The sequence below is a fragment of the Bacillus sp. PK6-013 genome (assembly GCF_054161445.1).
Genome location: NZ_CP096417.1, coordinates 1,707,203 through 1,726,609, shown reverse-complemented (window position 1 = coordinate 1,726,609; position 19,407 = coordinate 1,707,203). Strand labels below are relative to the sequence as shown.

At 47.6% G+C, this 19,407-nt stretch carries 17 protein-coding genes; 3 read left to right on the top strand and 14 right to left on the bottom strand.

Annotation, left to right across the window (positions count from 1 at the left end):
* Positions 1-172: 172 nt before the first annotated feature.
* Positions 173-1,636 (top strand): glucose-6-phosphate dehydrogenase, encoded by a 1,464-nt coding sequence (gene zwf, locus M1E03_RS08860; protein WP_031304722.1) that lies wholly within the window; start codon positions 173-175, stop codon positions 1,634-1,636.
* A 37-nt stretch (positions 1,637-1,673) separates the two neighbouring features.
* Here zwf and M1E03_RS08855 read toward each other — a convergent pair whose 3' ends face one another.
* The 12 genes from M1E03_RS08855 to M1E03_RS08800 form a co-directional block, all read right to left on the bottom strand.
* The gene (locus tag M1E03_RS08855; protein WP_023855141.1) at positions 1,674-3,638 is read right to left on the bottom strand and encodes a TRAP transporter permease; all 1,965 of its coding nucleotides are present in this window, start codon (positions 3,636-3,638) and stop codon (positions 1,674-1,676) included.
* Positions 3,631-4,149, bottom strand: coding sequence for a DUF1850 domain-containing protein (locus tag M1E03_RS08850; protein ID WP_105981069.1), 519 nt, complete (start codon positions 4,147-4,149; stop codon positions 3,631-3,633). Before M1E03_RS08850 ends, M1E03_RS08855 begins: the two co-directional genes overlap by 8 nt.
* A 101-nt stretch (positions 4,150-4,250) precedes the next feature.
* Positions 4,251-5,240, bottom strand: coding sequence for a TAXI family TRAP transporter solute-binding subunit (locus M1E03_RS08845; RefSeq protein WP_023855143.1), 990 nt, complete (start codon positions 5,238-5,240; stop codon positions 4,251-4,253).
* 245 nt (positions 5,241-5,485) lie between these two features.
* Positions 5,486-6,199, bottom strand: a complete 714-nt coding sequence (locus tag M1E03_RS08840; protein ID WP_020452095.1) for a GntR family transcriptional regulator — start codon at positions 6,197-6,199, stop codon at positions 5,486-5,488.
* A gap of 119 nt (positions 6,200-6,318) precedes the next feature.
* Positions 6,319-7,734, bottom strand: coding sequence for a glycoside hydrolase family 1 protein (locus tag M1E03_RS08835; RefSeq protein ID WP_105981070.1), 1,416 nt, complete (start codon positions 7,732-7,734; stop codon positions 6,319-6,321).
* Positions 7,735-7,749: 15 nt separating this feature from the next.
* Positions 7,750-9,066, bottom strand: coding sequence for a PTS cellobiose transporter subunit IIC (gene celB / locus M1E03_RS08830; RefSeq protein WP_035338357.1), 1,317 nt, complete (start codon positions 9,064-9,066; stop codon positions 7,750-7,752).
* Between the two features lie 39 nt (positions 9,067-9,105).
* Positions 9,106-9,438: a PTS lactose/cellobiose transporter subunit IIA gene (locus M1E03_RS08825; protein ID WP_025811183.1), complete on the bottom strand. Its 333-nt coding sequence runs from the start codon at positions 9,436-9,438 to the stop codon at positions 9,106-9,108.
* Between the two features lie 5 nt (positions 9,439-9,443).
* A complete protein-coding gene (locus M1E03_RS08820) occupies positions 9,444-9,752 on the bottom strand; it encodes a PTS sugar transporter subunit IIB (protein ID WP_020452099.1) in 309 nt (102 codons plus the stop codon).
* Positions 9,753-9,899: 147 nt separating this feature from the next.
* Entirely contained in the window at positions 9,900-11,561 is a 1,662-nt protein-coding gene (locus M1E03_RS08815) for an alkaline phosphatase (protein ID WP_326455487.1), read from the bottom strand.
* Positions 11,562-11,700: 139 nt separating this feature from the next.
* Positions 11,701-12,486 carry an SDR family oxidoreductase gene (locus M1E03_RS08810; protein WP_020452101.1) on the bottom strand — a complete coding sequence of 262 codons (786 nt, stop codon included), beginning with the start codon at positions 12,484-12,486 and terminating at the stop codon, positions 11,701-11,703.
* A gap of 115 nt (positions 12,487-12,601) precedes the next feature.
* A complete protein-coding gene (gene gndA / locus M1E03_RS08805; protein ID WP_020452102.1) occupies positions 12,602-14,011 on the bottom strand; it encodes an NADP-dependent phosphogluconate dehydrogenase in 1,410 nt (469 codons plus the stop codon).
* A gap of 86 nt (positions 14,012-14,097) precedes the next feature.
* Positions 14,098-15,309, bottom strand: a complete 1,212-nt coding sequence (locus M1E03_RS08800; RefSeq protein WP_458110798.1) for a DNA polymerase IV — start codon at positions 15,307-15,309, stop codon at positions 14,098-14,100.
* A 125-nt stretch (positions 15,310-15,434) separates the two neighbouring features.
* Between M1E03_RS08800 and M1E03_RS08795 the strand changes: the two genes are divergently transcribed.
* Together M1E03_RS08795 and M1E03_RS08790 are read left to right on the top strand one after the other, a co-directional pair.
* Positions 15,435-15,722, top strand: a complete 288-nt coding sequence (locus tag M1E03_RS08795; protein WP_020452104.1) for a hypothetical protein — start codon at positions 15,435-15,437, stop codon at positions 15,720-15,722.
* A gap of 90 nt (positions 15,723-15,812) precedes the next feature.
* A complete protein-coding gene (locus tag M1E03_RS08790) occupies positions 15,813-16,598 on the top strand; it encodes a membrane protein insertase YidC (protein WP_229029995.1) in 786 nt (261 codons plus the stop codon).
* A gap of 134 nt (positions 16,599-16,732) precedes the next feature.
* Here the strand turns inward: M1E03_RS08790 and M1E03_RS08785 are convergent, their stop codons facing one another.
* Both M1E03_RS08785 and M1E03_RS08780 read right to left on the bottom strand, forming a co-directional pair.
* Positions 16,733-17,851, bottom strand: coding sequence for a tripeptidase T (locus M1E03_RS08785; RefSeq protein ID WP_023855148.1), 1,119 nt, complete (start codon positions 17,849-17,851; stop codon positions 16,733-16,735).
* 19 nt (positions 17,852-17,870) lie between these two features.
* On the bottom strand, positions 17,871-19,400 hold the full coding sequence (locus M1E03_RS08780; RefSeq protein ID WP_020452107.1) for an acyl-CoA carboxylase subunit beta: 1,530 nt from the start codon (positions 19,398-19,400) through the stop codon (positions 17,871-17,873).
* Positions 19,401-19,407: the final 7 nt, after the last annotated feature.

Sequence of the window (19,407 nt, the reverse complement as noted above, 5' to 3'; positions counted from 1 at the left end):
AGAAACGCCGGCTTCACGCCATGCTATGCAACTAAATACCCTGCCCGTTTTCAGTAAACTTTTCATACGATTCGATCTCAAATGTTTGCTTTAAGGGATTATTAGCTTTAAAATGAAGAAAATAAACTTAGCTTCGAATAAAGTGAGGTACGTTTAATTGAAAAAAGATCAAATGGAACCAAAAGCAGTTATCGTAATATTTGGCGCAACAGGGGATTTGGCAAAACGAAAACTATATCCTTCTATCCACAGGCTCTACGAAAACGGACAAATCGGGAATGAATTCGCGGTTGTCGGAGTCGGCAGACGCCCTTGGACAAATGAAGACTTTCGCAGTACCGTACAGCAATCGGTTTCGAAGTTTCCGTTAAACGAAAAGGATGTAGACGAGTTTACATCTCACTTCTACTATCATCCTTTTGATGTTACAAATTCCGGCTCATACCGGGAATTGAACGAACTTTTAGAGAAGCTGGAAAGTACATATGATATTCCGAATAACCGGATGTTTTACTTAGCGATGGCTCCTGAATTTTTCGGAACGATTGCAAAGTTCCTAAAATCAGAGGGTGTCACTTCAACAACAGGCTGGTCAAGGCTCGTGATCGAGAAGCCTTTCGGACATGATCTGCCGAGCGCAAAATCCTTGAATCAGGAAATTCGTGAAGCCTTTACAGAAGATCAAATCTATCGGATTGACCATTATCTAGGAAAGCAAATGGTGCAGAACATCGAAGTCATCCGCTTTGCCAACGCGATTTTTGAGCCGCTTTGGACAAACAGATACATCTCGAATATTCAAATCACGTCAAGTGAAGATTTGGGTGTGGAAGACAGAGCGAGATATTATGAAAAATCCGGTGCGCTTCGAGACATGGTTCAAAACCACATTCTTCAAATGGTGGCGCTGCTTGCGATGGAACCGCCGATCAAGCTGAACACGGAAGAGATCCGCAGCGAAAAAGTGAAAGTGCTCAGAGCCCTTCGTCCGATTCGAAAAGACGAAGTCGATCAGTTTTTTGTGCGCGGCCAGTATGACGCGGGTGTCGTTGACGAAAAACAGGTTCCGGCTTATCGCGATGAGCAAAATGTAGCAAAAGAGTCGAATACGGAAACGTTCGTTGCCGGCAAACTGCTGATCGACAACTTCAGATGGGCCGGTGTGCCATTCTACATCCGGACAGGGAAACGGATGCAGAAAAAATCAACGCAGATTGTCGTCCAATTTAAAGACATTCCGATGAATCTTTATTACGGAAACGGCAACACGATGCATCCTAACCTGCTGGTGATCCATATTCAACCTGATGAAGGCATCACCCTTCATTTAAACGCAAGGAAGCTTGGAGGCGGCACTTTTGCCCAGCCGATCAAGCTCGACTACTGCCATAACTGCGGGGACGGCATCAACACGCCTGAAGCTTATGAAAAGCTGATTTTGGACTGTTTGCACGGAGACGCGACAAACTTTGCCCACTGGGATGAAGTTGCGCTTTCCTGGAGTTTTGTTGATGCGATTTCTCAAAACTGGGAGGAAAACAAAACCCTTTCCCCTAACTATGAGGCGGGCTCTATGGGACCGAAAGCTTCTGATGACCTGCTCGCAAAAGACGGCTTTCATTGGTGGCCGCTTTAATAAAAAACAGCCTTCACATTGAAGGCTGTTTTTTTATTTATGCTTTTAAGGCCTGCATTTCTTCCGGATGGCTTTTGTCCCGCTTCCACATCAGCTGAAGAACGAACAACAGAAGGAATATGCCGAGACCGATTATGTCGGAATAGCCCTCCGGATAAATCAGCAGAAGACCGCTGGCAGCCGCCATTATTCTTTCAAACCAGAACACTTTTCTCATCCAGAATCCAATCATGCCCGCACCGATGGCGATCATTCCGGACAATGCGGTAAAGATCACCCAGAGAATTTCATACCAATGCGCGTCAATCATGAGAAGCTCCGGAGACAGGACGAATACATACGGGATGATAAAAGCGGCAATCGCAAGCTTTGCTGAATTGATCCCCGTTCTGATCGGCTCTCCTCCCGCAACACCGGCGGCGGCAAATGCGGCCAAAGCAACGGGCGGTGTAATGTCAGCTACGATGCCGAAATAAAACACGAACAAGTGGGCCGACAGATCAGGAACATTCAGCAAAATCAAGGCTGGTGCGGCAATCGTCGACGTAATCACATAGTTCGCCGTCGTCGGCGATCCCATTCCGAGAACAAGAGCGGCGATCATTGTCAAAAAGAGCGAAGGCAGCAATGCACCTCCTGCCAAATCGAGCAGACCGTTTGCAAGTTTAAGGCCGAGGCCCGTCTTTGTGACGACTCCGACGATGATGCCGGCGGCAGCCGTTGCCGCCGCAACGGAAAGTGCCATTCTCGCTCCTTCCGCGAGAGCCAGCACAATCCCTTTAAGGCCCATTCGCGTCTCCCTGTTGAACAAACCGACCAGGATCGCCAGAACGATCGAATACAAAGCGGCATGCATGACTGTAATGCCCGACATTAACAAAACGACGACCGAAACGATCGGAAGCAGCAAATAAATCTTTTTGAATACTTCCTTGCGGTTCGGCATTTCTTCTTTCGTTAAACCGCGCAAGCCGAGGCGCTTCGCTTCAAAGTGGGTCATAATCCAGATGCCCGTAAAGTACAAAACAGCCGGAATCATCGCGGCTTTCGCGATATCCCAGTACGTAATGCCTCCGCCGATGAACTCAACCATTAAAAAGGCGGCGGCTCCCATGATGGGAGGCATCAGCTGTCCGCCGGTAGATGCGGAAGCTTCGACTGCACCGGCAAATTCTTTTTTATAACCCAGTTTTTTCATCATCGGAATCGTAAACGATCCGGAAGTGACGACATTGGCGACAGAGCTTCCGCTGATCGTTCCCTGAAGCGCGCTTGAAAAAATCGCGACTTTTGCCGGTCCGCCAGTGCTTCGTCCGGCGATCGCCACAGCAAGGTCATTAAAATACTGCCCCACACCGGTTCTGACAAGAAATGAACCGAACAGGATGAACAGGAAGATGAATGTCGAAGACACAGCGAGCGGCGTGCCCAAAATTCCTTCCGTCGTAAAATACATCGTCTGAACGAGCCTTTCCAGCGTCAGGCCGTTGTGAGACAAAAAGCCCGGCAGATACGAGCCGTAAAGGCCGTACAAAAGAAACAGGCCGGCGATGATCGTAATCGGCAGCCCGACAGCACGTCTTGTCGCTTCCAATACGAGCAGGACGGCCAACAGTCCGACATAAAAGTCCGTTTCCGTGATCAATCCGATCCCGCCTACAATCGTTTCATAATTGGCAACCCAATAAGCGCCGACGCCCGCTCCTAATACGGCTAAGATTGCGTCATACCAGGCGACTTTGAATTTGCCGGTCTTCCGTAAACCTTTTGTCGCCGGAAACAATAAAAAAATCAGACCGAGCGCAAATCCTAAATGAACCGACCTTTGAATTTGAGCCGGAAAAACGCCAAAAATGGCTGTGTATAATTGAAACAAAGAAAAAGCGAGCAGGCCGACAAATGCAATGACCCCCGTCAACCCTTTGAGCTTTCTCGTCCCCGCTTCAGGATCGTATTTCTCCAGCAGTTCCTGCTGATCTTTTTCCGAAAGCTGCTCAGTCATTGATCTTCACTCCCCTCAGTTGTTGCAAGACATTTAGTTTTCGGACACTCATCCTTGTCCATGTGCCGGGGCGGATGTACCGCTTTAACTCATGTTCAGCGCCTGAATACTTGATCCTGTGATTCGCCCTCACCCTTCCGATCCGCATATCAATGAACGGAAAGGTCCTCTTCATATCCGAAATGGTATAGACACCGTTATTGATGACGAGCCTTTCACCTTGCTCCGCGTTTGCGGGCATCCCGACGGCCGGATCATGATAGTTCAGAGCGGTCTGCCGAATCATTCTTTTTTCCCACACATACGATTCGATCACTTCTGTCCGATGGATGGAATGCGTATAGATCACATCAAAGCTTTTCTCCTTTTGGAGGGGAAGAAAAGCAATGATCTCGCCGCTGTCCTCTTTCTCGAACACGACAGCGGTCTGATAAGGAATCAGGCATGCCGCTGCAAAAGCGGCAATGATCAGCGCCGGCACAAGCCGTTTTACAATTTTAAATTTCCCCATTTTTCCAAATCCCCTGCCGAATAGAAAAACGATAGACCGATGTTTCATTGCAACGGTCTATCGATTGTCCGGGCTTGTTCATCGCTTATCTGCCTGCGGCTTTACGATTTTTCTATCCCTTTTTCTTTGAAATATTTAGCCGCTCCAGGATGAATTTCAATATCGCCCAATCCTTCAAGCGCGGTTTCAGGCTTGATAAATTCGCCTTTGGCATGATTGATTTTATCGGCTTCAAACAGCGCTTTCGTCATTTTATAGACGGTGTCCTCATCCATCTTGTCGGATGCGACGAGCATCGCTTTGACAGCGACCGTGTTCATATCGCTCCCGATGCCGTAGGTGCCTTTTTTGATCGTATCCTCAGCATAGAACGGATACTTTTCCATCAGCTTTTCCTGCTTATCTTTTTCAATATTTAAAATTTTTATTTTATTTTGCGCAGAAAGCCCTTCGACAGCCCCGGTAGGCGTTCCAGCCGTGATGAAGGCGGCATCGATCGCGCCTGACTGAATGCCGTCTGTCGACTCTTCAAAAGACAGGTTTTGCGGTTTGATGTCGTCAAAAGACATCCCGTGAACCTCCAAAATCTGCTTGGCATTAATGTTGACCCCTGCACCCGCAGCACCCACGGAAACCGTTTTGCCTTTTAAATCTTCAATCGAATTGATTCCGCTTTTTTCCGTTGTTACAATCTGTACAGTTTCAGGATACAGGGCGGCAATCGCCTTGATTCCTTCAATTTTTTCTTTAAACATTTCTTTGCCTTCTATGGCATAAGTGGCAATGTCCGTCTGAGAAAAAGCGACCTCAGCTTCCCCTTTTTGCAGAGTTGCCATGTTTTCAGCAGAAGCACCTGTAGTCTGCGTCGTAAATTTGTCTCCTGTTGCATCCTCCCAAAGGTTTGCAAATTGACCGCCGAGCGGATAATATGTACCGCCGGTTCCCCCTGTCAGCAGACTGTAGCTTTCTGATCCTTTTGACGCAGATCCGCCGTCCTTATTTCCTGATGCATTGCCGCTTCCGCACGCTGCCAATCCCATGACAAGCGTCAGCAGCAATACAATCCATGATAAGCTTTTCCACTTTTTCATTCATTCTCCCCCTTTGCTTGTTGGACAAATAACAATCCTATCGTACCACGAAAAATGTATTAGTTGTCAATATATTGTTTTATTTCTAATTATTTAGTTAATTTTATGAGCAGCTGGTTCTGAATATGCGCACGGCCTCGGAAATTCCCGTCCGCTAAAGCGATGGTAGCCCACGATCCCCTCGGAGGACAAGCGTGCTGGAAGATTGCATGACAAAACAAAAAACCCGCGGTTATGCAGGTTTTTCATTTCCGAACATGGACGCTGGAAAACACAAACTTGTCGTAGCGATGCCTTGCAAAAGAATATTCAAACGGTTCTCCCGTATTTAAAAAAGCGACCTGTTCAACTTCAAGAACCGGATCGTCAGGGGCGCATTCCAAGTACTCTCGGTCGAGCGCATTCGACTTATCCGCCCTGATCTTCCGGTGCGAGCCGGCGATTGTCAGTTTCAGCGTCTCGGTGATGTGCCGGTAAACGGAGCCGTGAAGAACGTCTTCATTTAATTCAGAGATGACATTCGAAGGCATATACGTTTCTTCAATGACATACGGTTCGCCTTCAACCTTTCTGAGCCTGATGATATGATACACCGGAACGGTCTTTTCGATTGACAATTGCTTAGCCACTTCATCTGAAGGGAATTCGACATCAAATTGAATGATGCGGCTTTCGATTTGTTTATTGGCGAGAAGCTTGGTCAGCCCGAGGTTTTCGCGGTCTGTCACACTGACGGGAAGCTGCTGAATCGATGATTTTACTATGAAGGTGCCGTGTCCGCGCTTGCGGTACAGCATGCCTTCTGACACGAGAATATCGAGGGCTCTTTTCATCGTCATTCTGCTGCAGGAAAATTCTTTGGCGAGAGAAAGCTCATCAGGTATGGGCTGATCAATCGGATAGTATTCTTCCTGAATCCGCCTCCTCATTTCGTTTGAAATATATTCGTATTTTCTCATGTTTTAACCACCATTACTAAGGATTCTGTATGCTTGTAACACCTTCCTTATCATTATATCGGTTTTGAAGCGGAAATAAAAAGATGGCCCAACAGACCATCTTTTAGCCCGAGTCCTTTTTAAAAACCGTTGTTCTCGGCAAGTTTCTTAAACCAGTATCCGCTTTTTTTAATCGTTCGTTCGCCGTTTTTGTCAAGGTTGACAGATACAAATCCGTAGCGGTTTTTATAGGCGTTCGTCCATGACCAGTTGTCCATGAATGTCCAAAGGTGATAACCTTTGACATTCGCTCCTTCCTGAATCGCTCTGTGCACCCATTTTAAGTGTTCTTCGATAAACGCAATTCGGTAGTCATCGCGGATTATGCCGTCTTCGCCGCGGAAACGCTCTTCTCCTTCAACACCCATTCCGTTCTCAGAAATAAAGCATTCAATATTTCCATAGTTTTCTTTGACATTCATTAAAATATCATAGATTCCTTTTTCGTATATTTCCCAGCCGCGGTGGCGGTTCATTTTTCGTCCGGGCATTTCATAATGGTCAAAAAAACGCTCCGGCATAAAAGGCGCGTCCGGATGAGGCATGTGCTCCTTCGCTTTCACCCGTCTCGGCTGATAATAATTGATGCCGAGCAGATCGACAGTGTGATTTTTGATCAGCTCCAAGTCTCCTTCTTCCTTGACAGGCAAATAGCCTTTTTCTTTTAAAATATCTGTTAAAAGCTGCGGAAACTCACCCTTAACGGCAGGATCAAGAAACGACCGGTTAAAGAAAGCGTCAGCTATTTCAGAAGCTCTCACATCTGCCGGGTGCTGGCTTCGCGGATAGGATGGCGTTAAATTTAAAATGATGCCGATTTTGCCGTCGCCTCCGAGTCTGCGGTAGGCTTCGACCGCTTTGGCGTTTGAAAGAATTTCATGGTATGCGACCTGGACGGCCTTTTGAAAGTCGATGATGTTCGGATAATGAAAATCGTATAAATAGCCGCCTTCAGCAGGAACGATCGGTTCATTGTGGGTAAACCATTTTTTCACACGATCCCCGTACAGCCGGAAGCACGTTTCCGCGTATGAAACAAAGTGATCGACGACTTGCCTGTTTTCCCATCCGCCGATATGCTGGAGCGCAAGCGGCATATCAAAATGATAAAGGTTGACAAAAGGCTCGATCCCAGCCGCCAGCAGCTCATCGATGACTTGGTTATAAAAGGCAGCTCCTTCCTCGTTCAACCGCCCTTTTCCTTCAGGAAACAGACGGGCCCACGAAATGGAGAAACGAAAAGAGTTGTGGCCGAGCTCCTTCATCAGCAGAATATCTTCTCTGTAAGTCTCGTAAAAACGCGAAGTCTTCTCAGGGCCTACTCCGTCAAAAAATCGGTTCGGCTCTTTTTCGTACCAGTGATCCCAAATGTTCTTTCCTTTGCCTCCTTCAGCCGCCGCTCCTTCAGTCTGAGTCGCGGATGCCGCCGACCCCCACCAGAAGCCTTTTGGAAAACGGTATTGAATTTGTTCTAGCTGCAGTTCTGTTTTTGACATGTCATCAATCTCCTTTTAAAGTCCTAGCGTTGTCTGATCTTGTTCCGCTGCATTGATTTCCTGCTCTTTTTTCATATTCATCCGGTCGATGAATTTCAAAAACGGGAACCAGATCATAAAGACAACGGCTAAATTCACAATCTGTAGAATGCCACCGGCAAGCGAATTGGTCGCCATCATTCCGCTGATAAAAATCGGCACAGTCCAAGGAATCGTGACCCCGGTCGGCGGCGGCACAAGCCCGGACGCCATTGCGAAATACGTAATTAAAGTGACGATCATCGGCGAGATCACCCACGGAATAAAAATGAGCGGGTTCATGACGATCGGCAGGCCGAAAATGATCGGTTCATTTACGTTGAAAATCCCCGGCGCTGCTCCGAGTTTTGCGACCTGCTTCATTTGCTTGCTCTTCATAAACAGCAGGATGGCAATAATCACGGCCAGTGTCATCCCGGTTCCGCCCATTCCGACGGTGTACACTTCCATAAACTGCTTATTGATAATATGCGGAACTTCCCCTGTTGCGGTATAGCTATTCAAATTTTCGATCGAAAGCGTATTCCAGATCGGATCCATAACAGAGTTGATGATAATTTGCCCGTGGAGTCCGAAAAACCAGAGAAGCTGAGTAAAAAATATAGCAATCAAGGTCGGAATGATACCGCTTCCAAGTCCGACAAGCGGAGCCTGTACCAGATTGTAAATTAAATCGTGCATATTCGTATTGAACGCTTGGGTCACAAGGATATTGATGACCAAGTAGACGGACAAGGTCATCACCGCCGGAATCAGCGCGGCAAAAGATTTAGCTACAGCAGGTGGAACGCCGGCGGGCATTTTGATCGTATAGTTTTTCTGGACAAAAAATCTGAAAATCTCCGCGGATGTAAAGGCGGTAATCATTCCGAGGAACATCCCTTTCGCACCGAGCCTGTCAATCGGGATGACGTTCGGAATCACTTCCCCTCCTTCGCCGTTTAATACAAACGGAGTCAGCAGAAGGAACGATGCCAAAGCGACGACTCCTCCAAAAACCGCTTCGACTTCATAAGTTTTGGATAAATAATACCCGATCCCGAACACGACGAAAACGGACATAATGCTGATCGTTGCGCTCGGCGCTATGCTTAAAGCCGACTGGAACGTTTCAAGCGCCGATTTGCTCATCATTTTATTGAGAAACGGCAAATTGGTTAAAACGACAATGATCGATCCGAAAATGGTGAGCGGAAAAGCCAGCATAAACGCATCCCTCAGCACGCCTAAATACCGGTTGTTATTCAGCTTCCCGGCAATCGGCACCAAGAGGTTGCTCAATTTTTCAAACATGGTCTCTTATCCCCCTTCGATTTTGCCATACAGTGCGAATCATAGATTTTTCTCTTTGAATAATTCCAATAATTCGGACACAAGTTCCTTCATCGTGAGCGTCGACATCAAATGGTCCTCCGCGTGCAAGAGCAGCAAAGAGAACTCACTTTTTTCCCCGCCCGCTTCTTTTTGAATCATTTGAAAGTGAATATCATGGGCCTGCTGCAAATCGGCTTCAGCCTGGTGCAGCAGCTCCTCTGCTTTCTGAACGCTGCCGGCGCGGTATGCCCTGATGGACTGAATGACTTTGCTGCGGGCGTTTCCGCTATGAAGAATGAGCTGAAAGCAAATTTGTTCGCCTGTTAATTCATCGAGTTTTAATTTTCCCATCATCATCAATCTCCGATCAAGCTGAGCGCCTGTTCATAAGCTTTCTTTCCGTCTGCCATTCCGTAAGCCATCATATCAATCACATCAACCTTAGTACCGTACTGTTCTGCTTCTTTCTGCAGCTCGCCTTTTAAAAAGCTCATTTGCGGGCCGATGAGAACGACGTTTGCCTCTGCCATCTCTTTTTTTGCCTGGTCCTGTCCGACCGCCCAAATTTTTGCCTCGTCACCGATTGAATGCGCGTATTCCTCCATCTTGGTGACAAGGAGACTTGTCGACATACCCGAACTGCATGCAAGTAAAATCTTTTTCATCGTCATATCCTCCTTTATTAAAAGCGCTTTCACACAACTATTATTATATCTTTTTATTTTTATATGTCTAGACATTTAAAAATAAATGTATGTATTTATTTTGAATAATAAAAACCCCCTCTTCTTTCAAGAGGGGGGCCAAACAAATTATCGGGCGTATTTTTTGAACAGCTGAACTACTTCCTTCGGCACGTAGAAGGATCCATTGCTTTCAACAATCACGCTGTCTAATTCATATTCCTTTCCGTTGATTCTGATGAGGTTTTTGTTCACCGGCATTTCGGCTTTCCCTTTTTTGCGCGATGCGACAAGAACTGGATTAGCCGGATCTTTCTGATCGATCGTTACGCTGGCTCCGGCTTTTTTAAATGCCTGTTTTGCTTCGATAAATAATTCGTTTGTTAATTTGTCTAAGTTGAAGCCCATTGCTTTTGCCATCGTTTTAGCGATGCCGGTGTTATCGACGAGCCCCTGCGGCTTTTCGGGACCGTACGAATACAGGAAGACATCTTCACCTGTATGACCGCCTGTTGTGAATCCGATGTTGGCTCGGTTGCTGAGCAGCTTGGTGAATAATGAAGCCGCTTCTTTTTTGTTTTTCACGCTTTTCAGCTGTTCCTTCTCTGCCGGCGTTAAATCATCAAGTCCGTAAAGCTTTGCCGCTTCTTCGATATTCGATAAATCGTCTTTTAATTTGCCGGTTGCGCCTTCCACCGTCATTTTAGCCTTTTTCAGCGGATCGATATATGCTGATACCGGCGTTGTGTCATAGCCTTTCGTCGTGTTGCTGTTGCCGATGGAGATGCCGCTGTTGCCGTGGTCTGAGACGGCAATAACCATTGTATGTTTGTCTTTTTTAGCGAATTCAAGCGCTTCTTTCACCGCGTTATCAAATGCCAATACATCGCTGATCATGCCGATCGGATCGTTTTGATGCGCTGCCCAGTCAGGCTTGCTTCCTTCCACGAATAAAAAGAAACCGTCCTTGTCTTTAGAAAGCGTCTGAATCGATTTTTTCGTCATCTCCGCAATCGTCGGCTGCTCTGGATGCGTTGCACGGCGGTCCATGTCATACGCGAGATCGCGCTGTGAGAATGCGCCCCAAATTTTTTTCGATTTTGACTTGAGGAGCTGATCTTTCGTTTCAACAAAATCGTACTTTTTATCTTTGAGCACTTTGACAAGGTCTTCACCGTCTTTGCGGCTTTTATCCTTTGTCCCCGGCTGAAGCGATTCTTTTCCTCCGCCAAGGACAACGTCCATGTTTTGATAAACCTGCTGTTCACCGAGTACTTCAAAGTTATTGCGGTCCTTATGATGGCCGGAATAGCCGGCAGGCGTCGCATGCTGAATTTCAGAGGTTGCAATAATGCCAGTTGCTTTTCCCTTCTGTTTGGCGCCTTCCAGCACGTTTGCCACAGGCCGGTATTGATCTTTTTTACCGACCTTCTCGACACCTGGTGTATTCACCTTTGAAGGCAGCACTCCAATATAGGAAGAATTTGATTTTCGTCCCGTTGCCATCGCAGTTGCTGCAGGTGCAGAATCAGTGATCGCCGATTCTGCCGAATGCGTCCGGACACCGCCGCTGACAATCTGGTCCATCGCGAGCGGTTCGCCTTTATACCAGCGTGCCAATGTTGTTGCAGAAGAGCTTGTTCCATCCATGACCATCATGATCACGTTTTTGACCTTTGGTTGTTCCTTCTTTTTCGCTGTTTCCATTGCTGCACTGCCTGTTCCCGCTGATCCTAAAGCGACTGCGCCTGCCAGTGTAATGCCGACGATTCTGTTGCGTAAGAAACCCATTCTTATGTACTCCCTCCATAACCGCTTTTTGTTGACAAACCTACACTATCATTGCTATGTAAACAGCACTTTTGCTTTCTATTAATCTTATGTAAATTTTTTTGGGCTTATGATGAAAAGAAGGCACCCCGCCTTCTTTTCATCCTTTTCCAGCTTGGAATCCCGGGTATTTCGTCATTCCGCCGTCCACATACAGCGTCAGGCCCGTCACATAGCTCGCTTCTTCGGATGCGAGCCAGGCCGCGCAAGCCGCGACTTCCTCCGGCTTTCCGATATACCCGATCGGAATCAATTCAACAACGCCTTTTTTCAATTCGGGATCAGCGAATTTTTCGGCGTTAATCGGCGTATCGATCGCACCGGGTCCGATCGCATTTACCCGAATTCCTTTCGGGGCATATTCAAGGGCAAGGGTTTCCGTCAGCAGTTTTGCCCCGCCCTTGCTTGCCGCATAATGGACAAAATGCGGCCACGGGATTTGCTGATGGACGCTCGACATATTAATGACCGAGCCTTTAATATTATGATCGAGCATATAGCCGATCGCTTCCCGGCATCCTAAGAACATCCCTGTCAAATTAGTTGATATGACGCGGTTCCAGTCTTCCAGAGACAAATCCTCAGAAGGTACTTCATTTTCCACCCCCGCGTTGTTCACCATCACATCAACGGAACCGAATGAATCAACGGCCTGTCTGATCAGCGCTTTTACATTGTCTTCTTTTGAGACATCTCCTTGAACGGCAATCGCGCGCGCTCCACTGTTTTCTATTTTCTTCACCGTCTCTTCAGGATTTTCTTCTTCCTTGAAGTAATTGATCACTACATTGGCTTTTTCAGAACCGAAGCGAAGTGCCATCGCTTTTCCAAGACCTGTACCCGCCCCTGTAATAACCACCGTTTTTCCCTCTAAACTAGGATACATGGGTTAATTCCTCCTTATTGAAACTCTCTTTTGAGTAGGTTTCCACAGAAGCGCTTAAACATGCATCCTTCCGAAATCAAAAAACCGCAAGCTTTTCAGCTTGCGGTTTTACATCTTATTTCATCCACTCAGTGTGGAAAATGCCTTCTTTATCTGTACGCTCATACGTATGTGCGCCAAAGTAGTCGCGCTGCGCCTGAATCAGGTTGGCCGGCAATGTCGCAGTGCGATAGCTGTCAAAATAAGCGAGAGCGCTTGAGAAGCAAGGTACAGGAATTCCTTGTTCAACCGCAAGAGAAATCGTTTTGCGGAGAGCGCCCTGATAGCCTTCAACGATATTTTTGAAGTAAGGATCAAGAAGCAGGTTGTCAAGCCCCGGATCGCGGTCATACGCTTCTTTGATTTTTTGCAGGAACGCCGCGCGGATGATGCATCCTCCGCGAAAGATCATCGCGATATCGCCGTATTTCAAATCCCAGCCGTATTCTTCTGATGCGGCTTTCATTTGAGCGAAGCCCTGTGCGTAAGAACAGATTTTGCTCATGAAGAGTGCTTTTCTGACCGCTTCGATCAGCTCTTCTTTGTTCTCGGCGGCCGGTTTCGCTTCAGGACCTGTCAGAAGCTTGCTTGCTTTGACGCGCTCTTCTTTCATGGAAGAAATGAAGCGGGCGAAAACGGATTCCGTAATGATCGGAAGCGGCACGCCCAGGTCAAGAGCGCTTTGGCTCGTCCATTTTCCTGTGCCTTTTTGACCTGCTTTATCGAGGATGACGTCAACGAGCGGCTTGCCAGTTTCCTCGTCTTTTTTCGTGAAAATATCAGCCGTGATTTCGATCAGATAGCTGTCAAGCTCTCCTTTATTCCACTCGGAGAAGACTTCGTGAAGCTCATCTGAAGACAGACCGACAATGTGTTTCAAAATAAAGTATGATTCTGAGATCAGCTGCATGTCTCCGTATTCGATGCCGTTATGAACCATTTTTACATAATGGCCGGCGCCATCTGGACCGATGTATGTCGTACACGGTTCGCCGTCTACTTTTGCAGAAATCGCTTCAAGAATCGGCTTGACAAGCTCATGGGCTTCTTTTTGTCCGCCTGGCATGATAGAAGGACCTTTCAGAGCGCCTTCCTCACCGCCGGAAACACCGGTGCCGATGAAGTGAATGCCGCTTTCGGCCAGCTCTCTGTTTCTTCTCTGCGTATCTTTATAATATGTATTTCCGCCGTCAATCAAAATGTCGCCTTTTTCAAGATGAGGCAGGAGCGATTGAATCGTTGCGTCTGTCGGTGTTCCAGCTTTGACCATCAACAGAATTTTGCGCGGTTTTTCAAGAGATTGAACGAACTCTTCAATGCTGTATGTACCGACAACGTTTTTGCCTTCGGCTTCTTTCAGAAACTCTTCCGTTTTCTCGCTTGATCTGTTGTAAACAGAAACCGTAAACCCGCGGCTTTCAATGTTTAGAGCCAAGTTTTTTCCCATTACTGCTAAACCAACTACACCTATTTGTTGTTTTGCCATGTCTAACGTCCCTTCTAAAGCGTTTAGCATTTTAGTTTAATTTTTATTTAAATTGAAATTACCACACTTTGACCTACATTTTCAAGCTATTGATCTTGTCTCTCGTCCTGGAAAAAATCTTTGTTAAAGCTTGTTCCGCTCGTCTTGCTTTCTTTTTTCACGATCCTGATCCCTTTTTTGATGAGGTCTGTTCCATATTTTTCATTCAATTCGGCCATCACTTTTTGGATCGGCTCATCTTTGGCATCCTCATGAAACGAAAATAAATCAAGCTGTTTGACGGCTTCCTTCCGATTGACGAGGTCTGTTCCCGTCACGCCTAAAAGTCTGACAGGACTTCCGTGCCAATGCTGCCTGAAAAGGGCTTTCGCTTCCTTCGCAATATCTTCTCTTGAATCGGTCGGATTCAGAAGGGTCTTGCTTCTGGTTATGTTTGTCCAATCCGCAAAGCGGATCATGATGAAAACTTTTGCTGCCATGACCTCTTTTCGCTTCAGCCTGTCGCTTACTGAGACGGAAAGCTTGTCAATCAGGCCGCACAATTCCTTCTCATCTTTGCTGTCATACGGGAGAGTCGAGGAATTGCCGACGCTTTTGAATTCGTATATCCTGTCGGGATTCACCTCTCCGGTGTCGATGCCGTTTGCCCTCCTTTTTAAACGGGGGCCGTTGATACCTAGGAGGCGCTTTAAAGCATACTCATCTGCGGCAGCCAAATCGCCGATCTTGCCGATATCAAGCGTCTTGAGCTTTTCAGCGGTTTTCCGGCCGACTCCGTACATCTCGCTGATGTCCATGGGCCAAAGAATCCGGGGCACTTCGCGCTTTCTCAATATCGTAATGCCGAGCGGTTTTTTCATATCCGAAGCCATTTTGGCCAGGAATTTATTCGGAGCGATCCCGATGCTTGACGGAAGAAGCAGTTCTTCTTGAAGGCGCTCTTGAATTTCCTTCGCCGTTTCATATGCCCGATTTCTGTATGGCGTGTCCGTTAAATCCATGTACCCTTCATCAATGGAAACAGGCTCGACAAGGTCCGTATACTCCCTGAGCACTTGAAACATTTCTCTTGAAGAGCTTCTGTAGCGGTCGAAATTCGGCGGCTTGACGATCAGCTCGGGGCAGAGCCGCTTCGCTTCCCAAAGCGGCATAGGCGGTTTTACGCCGCGTGCTCTCGCCTCGTAGCTGCACGTGACGACGATGCCTTTCCGCTCCTTTGCATTTCCCGCGATGGCGAGCGGCCTGCCTTTCAGCGAAGGGTCATACGCCATTTCAACAGACGCGTAAAAGCTGTTCATATCGATATGAAAGATGACTCTTCCCTTTTGTTTATCAGCAGACAAAACGGCTCCCTCCTGGTACTCAGATTAGACATCCCGGCATTCATATAGTAAGATGTTAAATGAAACGGAAGTGATAATAGATGATTCTTGAATCTTTCAACGATGCTTTTTTACTGTTTGAGTTTTTCACAATCGTCCTTCCCGCACTGACGGCGATCGGTATCGCCCTCATCCTAAAGGACTGCAGTACGGGCGACAGCTGGAAAACGAAACGGTTTGAAGAATATCATGCAATACAGTTTGTTTCTGCAATCGATTTTCTTATCATCCTATATCATCGCATTACGGTATGGATAAGTAAAGTCATTCGCATGAAAGCTTCATCGAACGACGATGAAGACCACCGTTCCCTTCTTCTTTCAATTTAAACGGGAAAAGGTGTCCGGCAGACGGGCCCTTTTATTCAGAAGGAGGAGAACGTGTTGAACACGAAATTAAAACAATTGTTTGCGACTGCAATGTTTTTGATCATGACCATGTTTATAGGTGAACAAGCTTCGGCAGCCACCGGCAGTACCGGAGGAAGCGACAACTTCTTCCAACACTATGTCGTGGGGCCTTTTTCAGAGCTGATTAAAGGAATCGCCGGATTTTTCCACGGAAACTACGGACTGTCGATTATTTTTGTGACCATCATCGTCCGGGTTCTCGTCTTTCCGCTGTTTGCCAACCAGTATAAAAAACAGCGGGCCATGCAGGAAAAAATGGCGCTTGTCAAACCTGAGCTGGATGCGATTCAAAGCAAGCTAAAAAAGACGAAAGATCCTTTGAAGCAGAGGGAAATTCAGCAGGAGATGATGCAGCTTTACCAAAAGCATAACATCAATCCGCTGGCGATGGGCTGCCTGCCGATGCTGATTCAGTTTCCGATCCTGATCGGTTTTTATTATGCGATCCGCTCGACGCCCGAAATTGCTTCACACTCTTTTCTCTGGTTTAACCTCGGGCATTCGGATATTATCGTATCTTTATGCGCCGGGTTCATGTATTTTATCCAGTTCTATGTGTCTCAAAAGCTGAACGCACAGAACGCCCAAACAAATCCGGCGGCTCAGCAGTCCGCCAAAATCATGGGCTTCTTTTTCCCTGTGATGATGACGATCTTTTCGATCAACGTCCCTGCAGCCCTGCCGCTGTACTGGCTGACAAGCGGACTGCTTCTGACGATTCAATCCGTCGTTCTTCATCAAGTTTACCAAAAAAACAAAAAAGCCATTCAGCCTGCTGAATCGGCTACAAAATAAAAAAGCTTGCGCCTTTAAAGGCGCAAGCTTTTTTGCGTTTCCCTTCCATCTTCTCGATCGCGACTTCAGGTAGTGTGACCGTTTCCGCTGAAACCATCGGCTCGAGCTGAAACGGTCCCTGTAAAAACCCGCCTTTATGACGGGTTTGCTACTTCCTCAATAATGGCAACAACCATTTCTGCAGTTTTGACAAGTTCCTCAATCGGCATTTTTTCGTTTTTCGTATGGATTTGTTCATATCCGACTGCAAGGTTTACAGTCGGAATGCCGTGTCCTGCGATGACGTTCGCATCGCTTCCTCCGCCGCTCGTCAATAGCTCGTACGGACGGCCGATTTTCCCGGCGGCTTTTTTGGCGATTTCAACGACGAGATCCCCGTCTTTGTATTTAAAGCCCGGGTACATGACTTCGATTTCCACCTCGGCTCTGCCACCCATTTCAGCGGCGGCTGCTTCAAACGCCTGCTTCATTTTTTCGGTCTGCTTTTCCATTTTTTCCGGAACAAGCGAACGGGCTTCAGCGAGAATGTCGACCTGATCGCAGACGATATTGGTTTGCGTTCCGCCCTCAAAGCGGCCGATATTAGCCGTCGTCTCCTCGTCGATGCGGCCAAGCGGCATTTTGGCAATCGCTTTTGAAGCGATCGTGATCGCGGAGACTCCTTTTTCCGGCTCTACTCCGGCATGAGCCGTTTTTCCGTAGACAGTTGCTCTAATTTTCGCCTGTGTCGGCGCTGCTACGATAATATTGCCGACCTTCCCGTCGGAATCAAGCGCATATCCGTAATCGGCTTTGATCAGCGATCGGTCTAAAGCTTTCGCTCCGACAAGCCCCGATTCTTCGCCGACCGTAATGATAAACTGGATCGTTCCGTGCGGAATGTTTTTTTCTTTCAACACTTTTACGGCTTCGAGCATCGCTGCAAGGCCTGTTTTGTCGTCAGCTCCCAAAATCGTTGTGCCGTCTGTTTTGACATATCCGTCTTCAATGACCGGCTTCACCCCTTTTCCGGGCACGACGGTATCCATGTGGGATGTAAAGTAAATCGTGTCCGCCTCTTTCGTTCCAGGAAGCGTGCACACGAGGTTTCCCGCTCCGTGCCCCGTTTTTGGCGCGGTGTCATCCTCCACGACATCCATTCCAAGAGCAGCAAATTTTTCTTTCAGCACCTTGCAAATATCAGCTTCGTGTTTTGTCTCGGAATCAATTTGCACAAGTTCTAAAAACTCTTCTAACAGGCGTTTTTCATTCATGCTAGTTTCCCCTCCATTTTTAAAGCGGTATATTTCCATGCTTTTTGTCCGGCCGGATTTCTCTTTTGCTCTTCAGCATGTCAAACGTTTGGATCAGCTTCTTCCGCGTCTCTTTCGGATCGATGATATCGTCTACCATGCCGTATCTTGCAGCGGCAAAAGGGCTTGAAGCGTGCATGCATTTCCGGATTTTTTCCTCGCGGGCGGCCCGCGGGTCTTCCGACCGTTCGATTTCCTTCGCGAACAGCACATCTGCAGCTTCCGAGGCGCCCATCACTGCAATTTCTGCATTCGGCCAAGCAAACACGGCATCCGCTCCAAGCGCCTTGCTGTTTAAAGCGACATATGCTCCGCCGTATGCTTTTCTTAAAATGACCGTCACCTTGCAGACGGCGGCTTCCGCATACGCGTAAAGGATTTTAGCGCCGTGTCTGATCACCCCGCCGTGCTCTTCGCGTATTCCCGGAAGAAAGCCGGGGCAATCCACCAAAGTCAAAATCGGGATCTGAAAGGAATCGCAAAAACGGATAAACCGGGCGATTTTGTCAGCCGCATCCATGCTGAGGCTTCCGGCTAAATACTTCGGCTGGTTGGCCACGATCGCCGCCGTTTCCCCCGCTATCCTTGCAAAACCGATCACCGCGTTTTTGGCAAAGTGGCGCTGCACTTCAAAAAATGTTCCGCTGTCTGCGATTTCCGCGATGATCTGTTTGATGTCATACGGCCGCTGACCGTCTTCAGGCAGAATCGTCATTAAATCAGGCCTTATCTCATCGTCTTTCGCCTTTCTCGCCTTAGCCGGGGGCTTTTCTTCGTGATTCTGGGGGATGTAGGACAAGAGCTTGCGCACCTCACTGAGGACGGCCTCATCGGAATCCCCGGAAAAATGGGCATTCCCGCTGATTGAATTATGTATATAGGCGCCCCCCAATTCTCCGGAGCTGACAGCTTCGCCTGTCGCCGTTTTGATGACTTTCGGACCGGTAATGAACATCTGTCCGGTTTTTTCGTTCATAAAAACGAAGTCGGTCAAAGCTGGAGAATAAACCGCGCCGCCCGCACAAGGGCCGAGAATGACAGAGATTTGCGGAATGATGCCTGAGCAAAGGACATTTCGGTAAAAAATATGACCGTATCCATCTAATGATAGCACACCCTCTTGAATTCTCGCACCACCTGAGTCGTTCAGACCGATGAAAGGGGCCTTATTTTTGAGGGCAAGATCCATGACGGCCGCTATTTTTTTGGCGTGCATTTCTCCGAGCGCTCCGCCGGTGACGGTAAAATCCTGGGAAAACAGATAAACGGGCCGCCCGTCGATTTTTCCGAATCCCGTGACAACCCCGTCGCCTAACGGGCCGCCGGACTGCCGGCTTCTGGCAAAAGCATTCAGCTCAGTGAACGTTCCCTCATCAAGCAGAAGATCGATTCTCTCTCTGGCGGTGAGCTTGCCTTTTTGCTTCTGCCTGTCGATCCGTTCCTGCCCGCCCCCAAGCAAAGCTTGTTGACGGCTGTTGTTTAAATCGTCGACTCTTTCAAACATATTCATCGTGTTC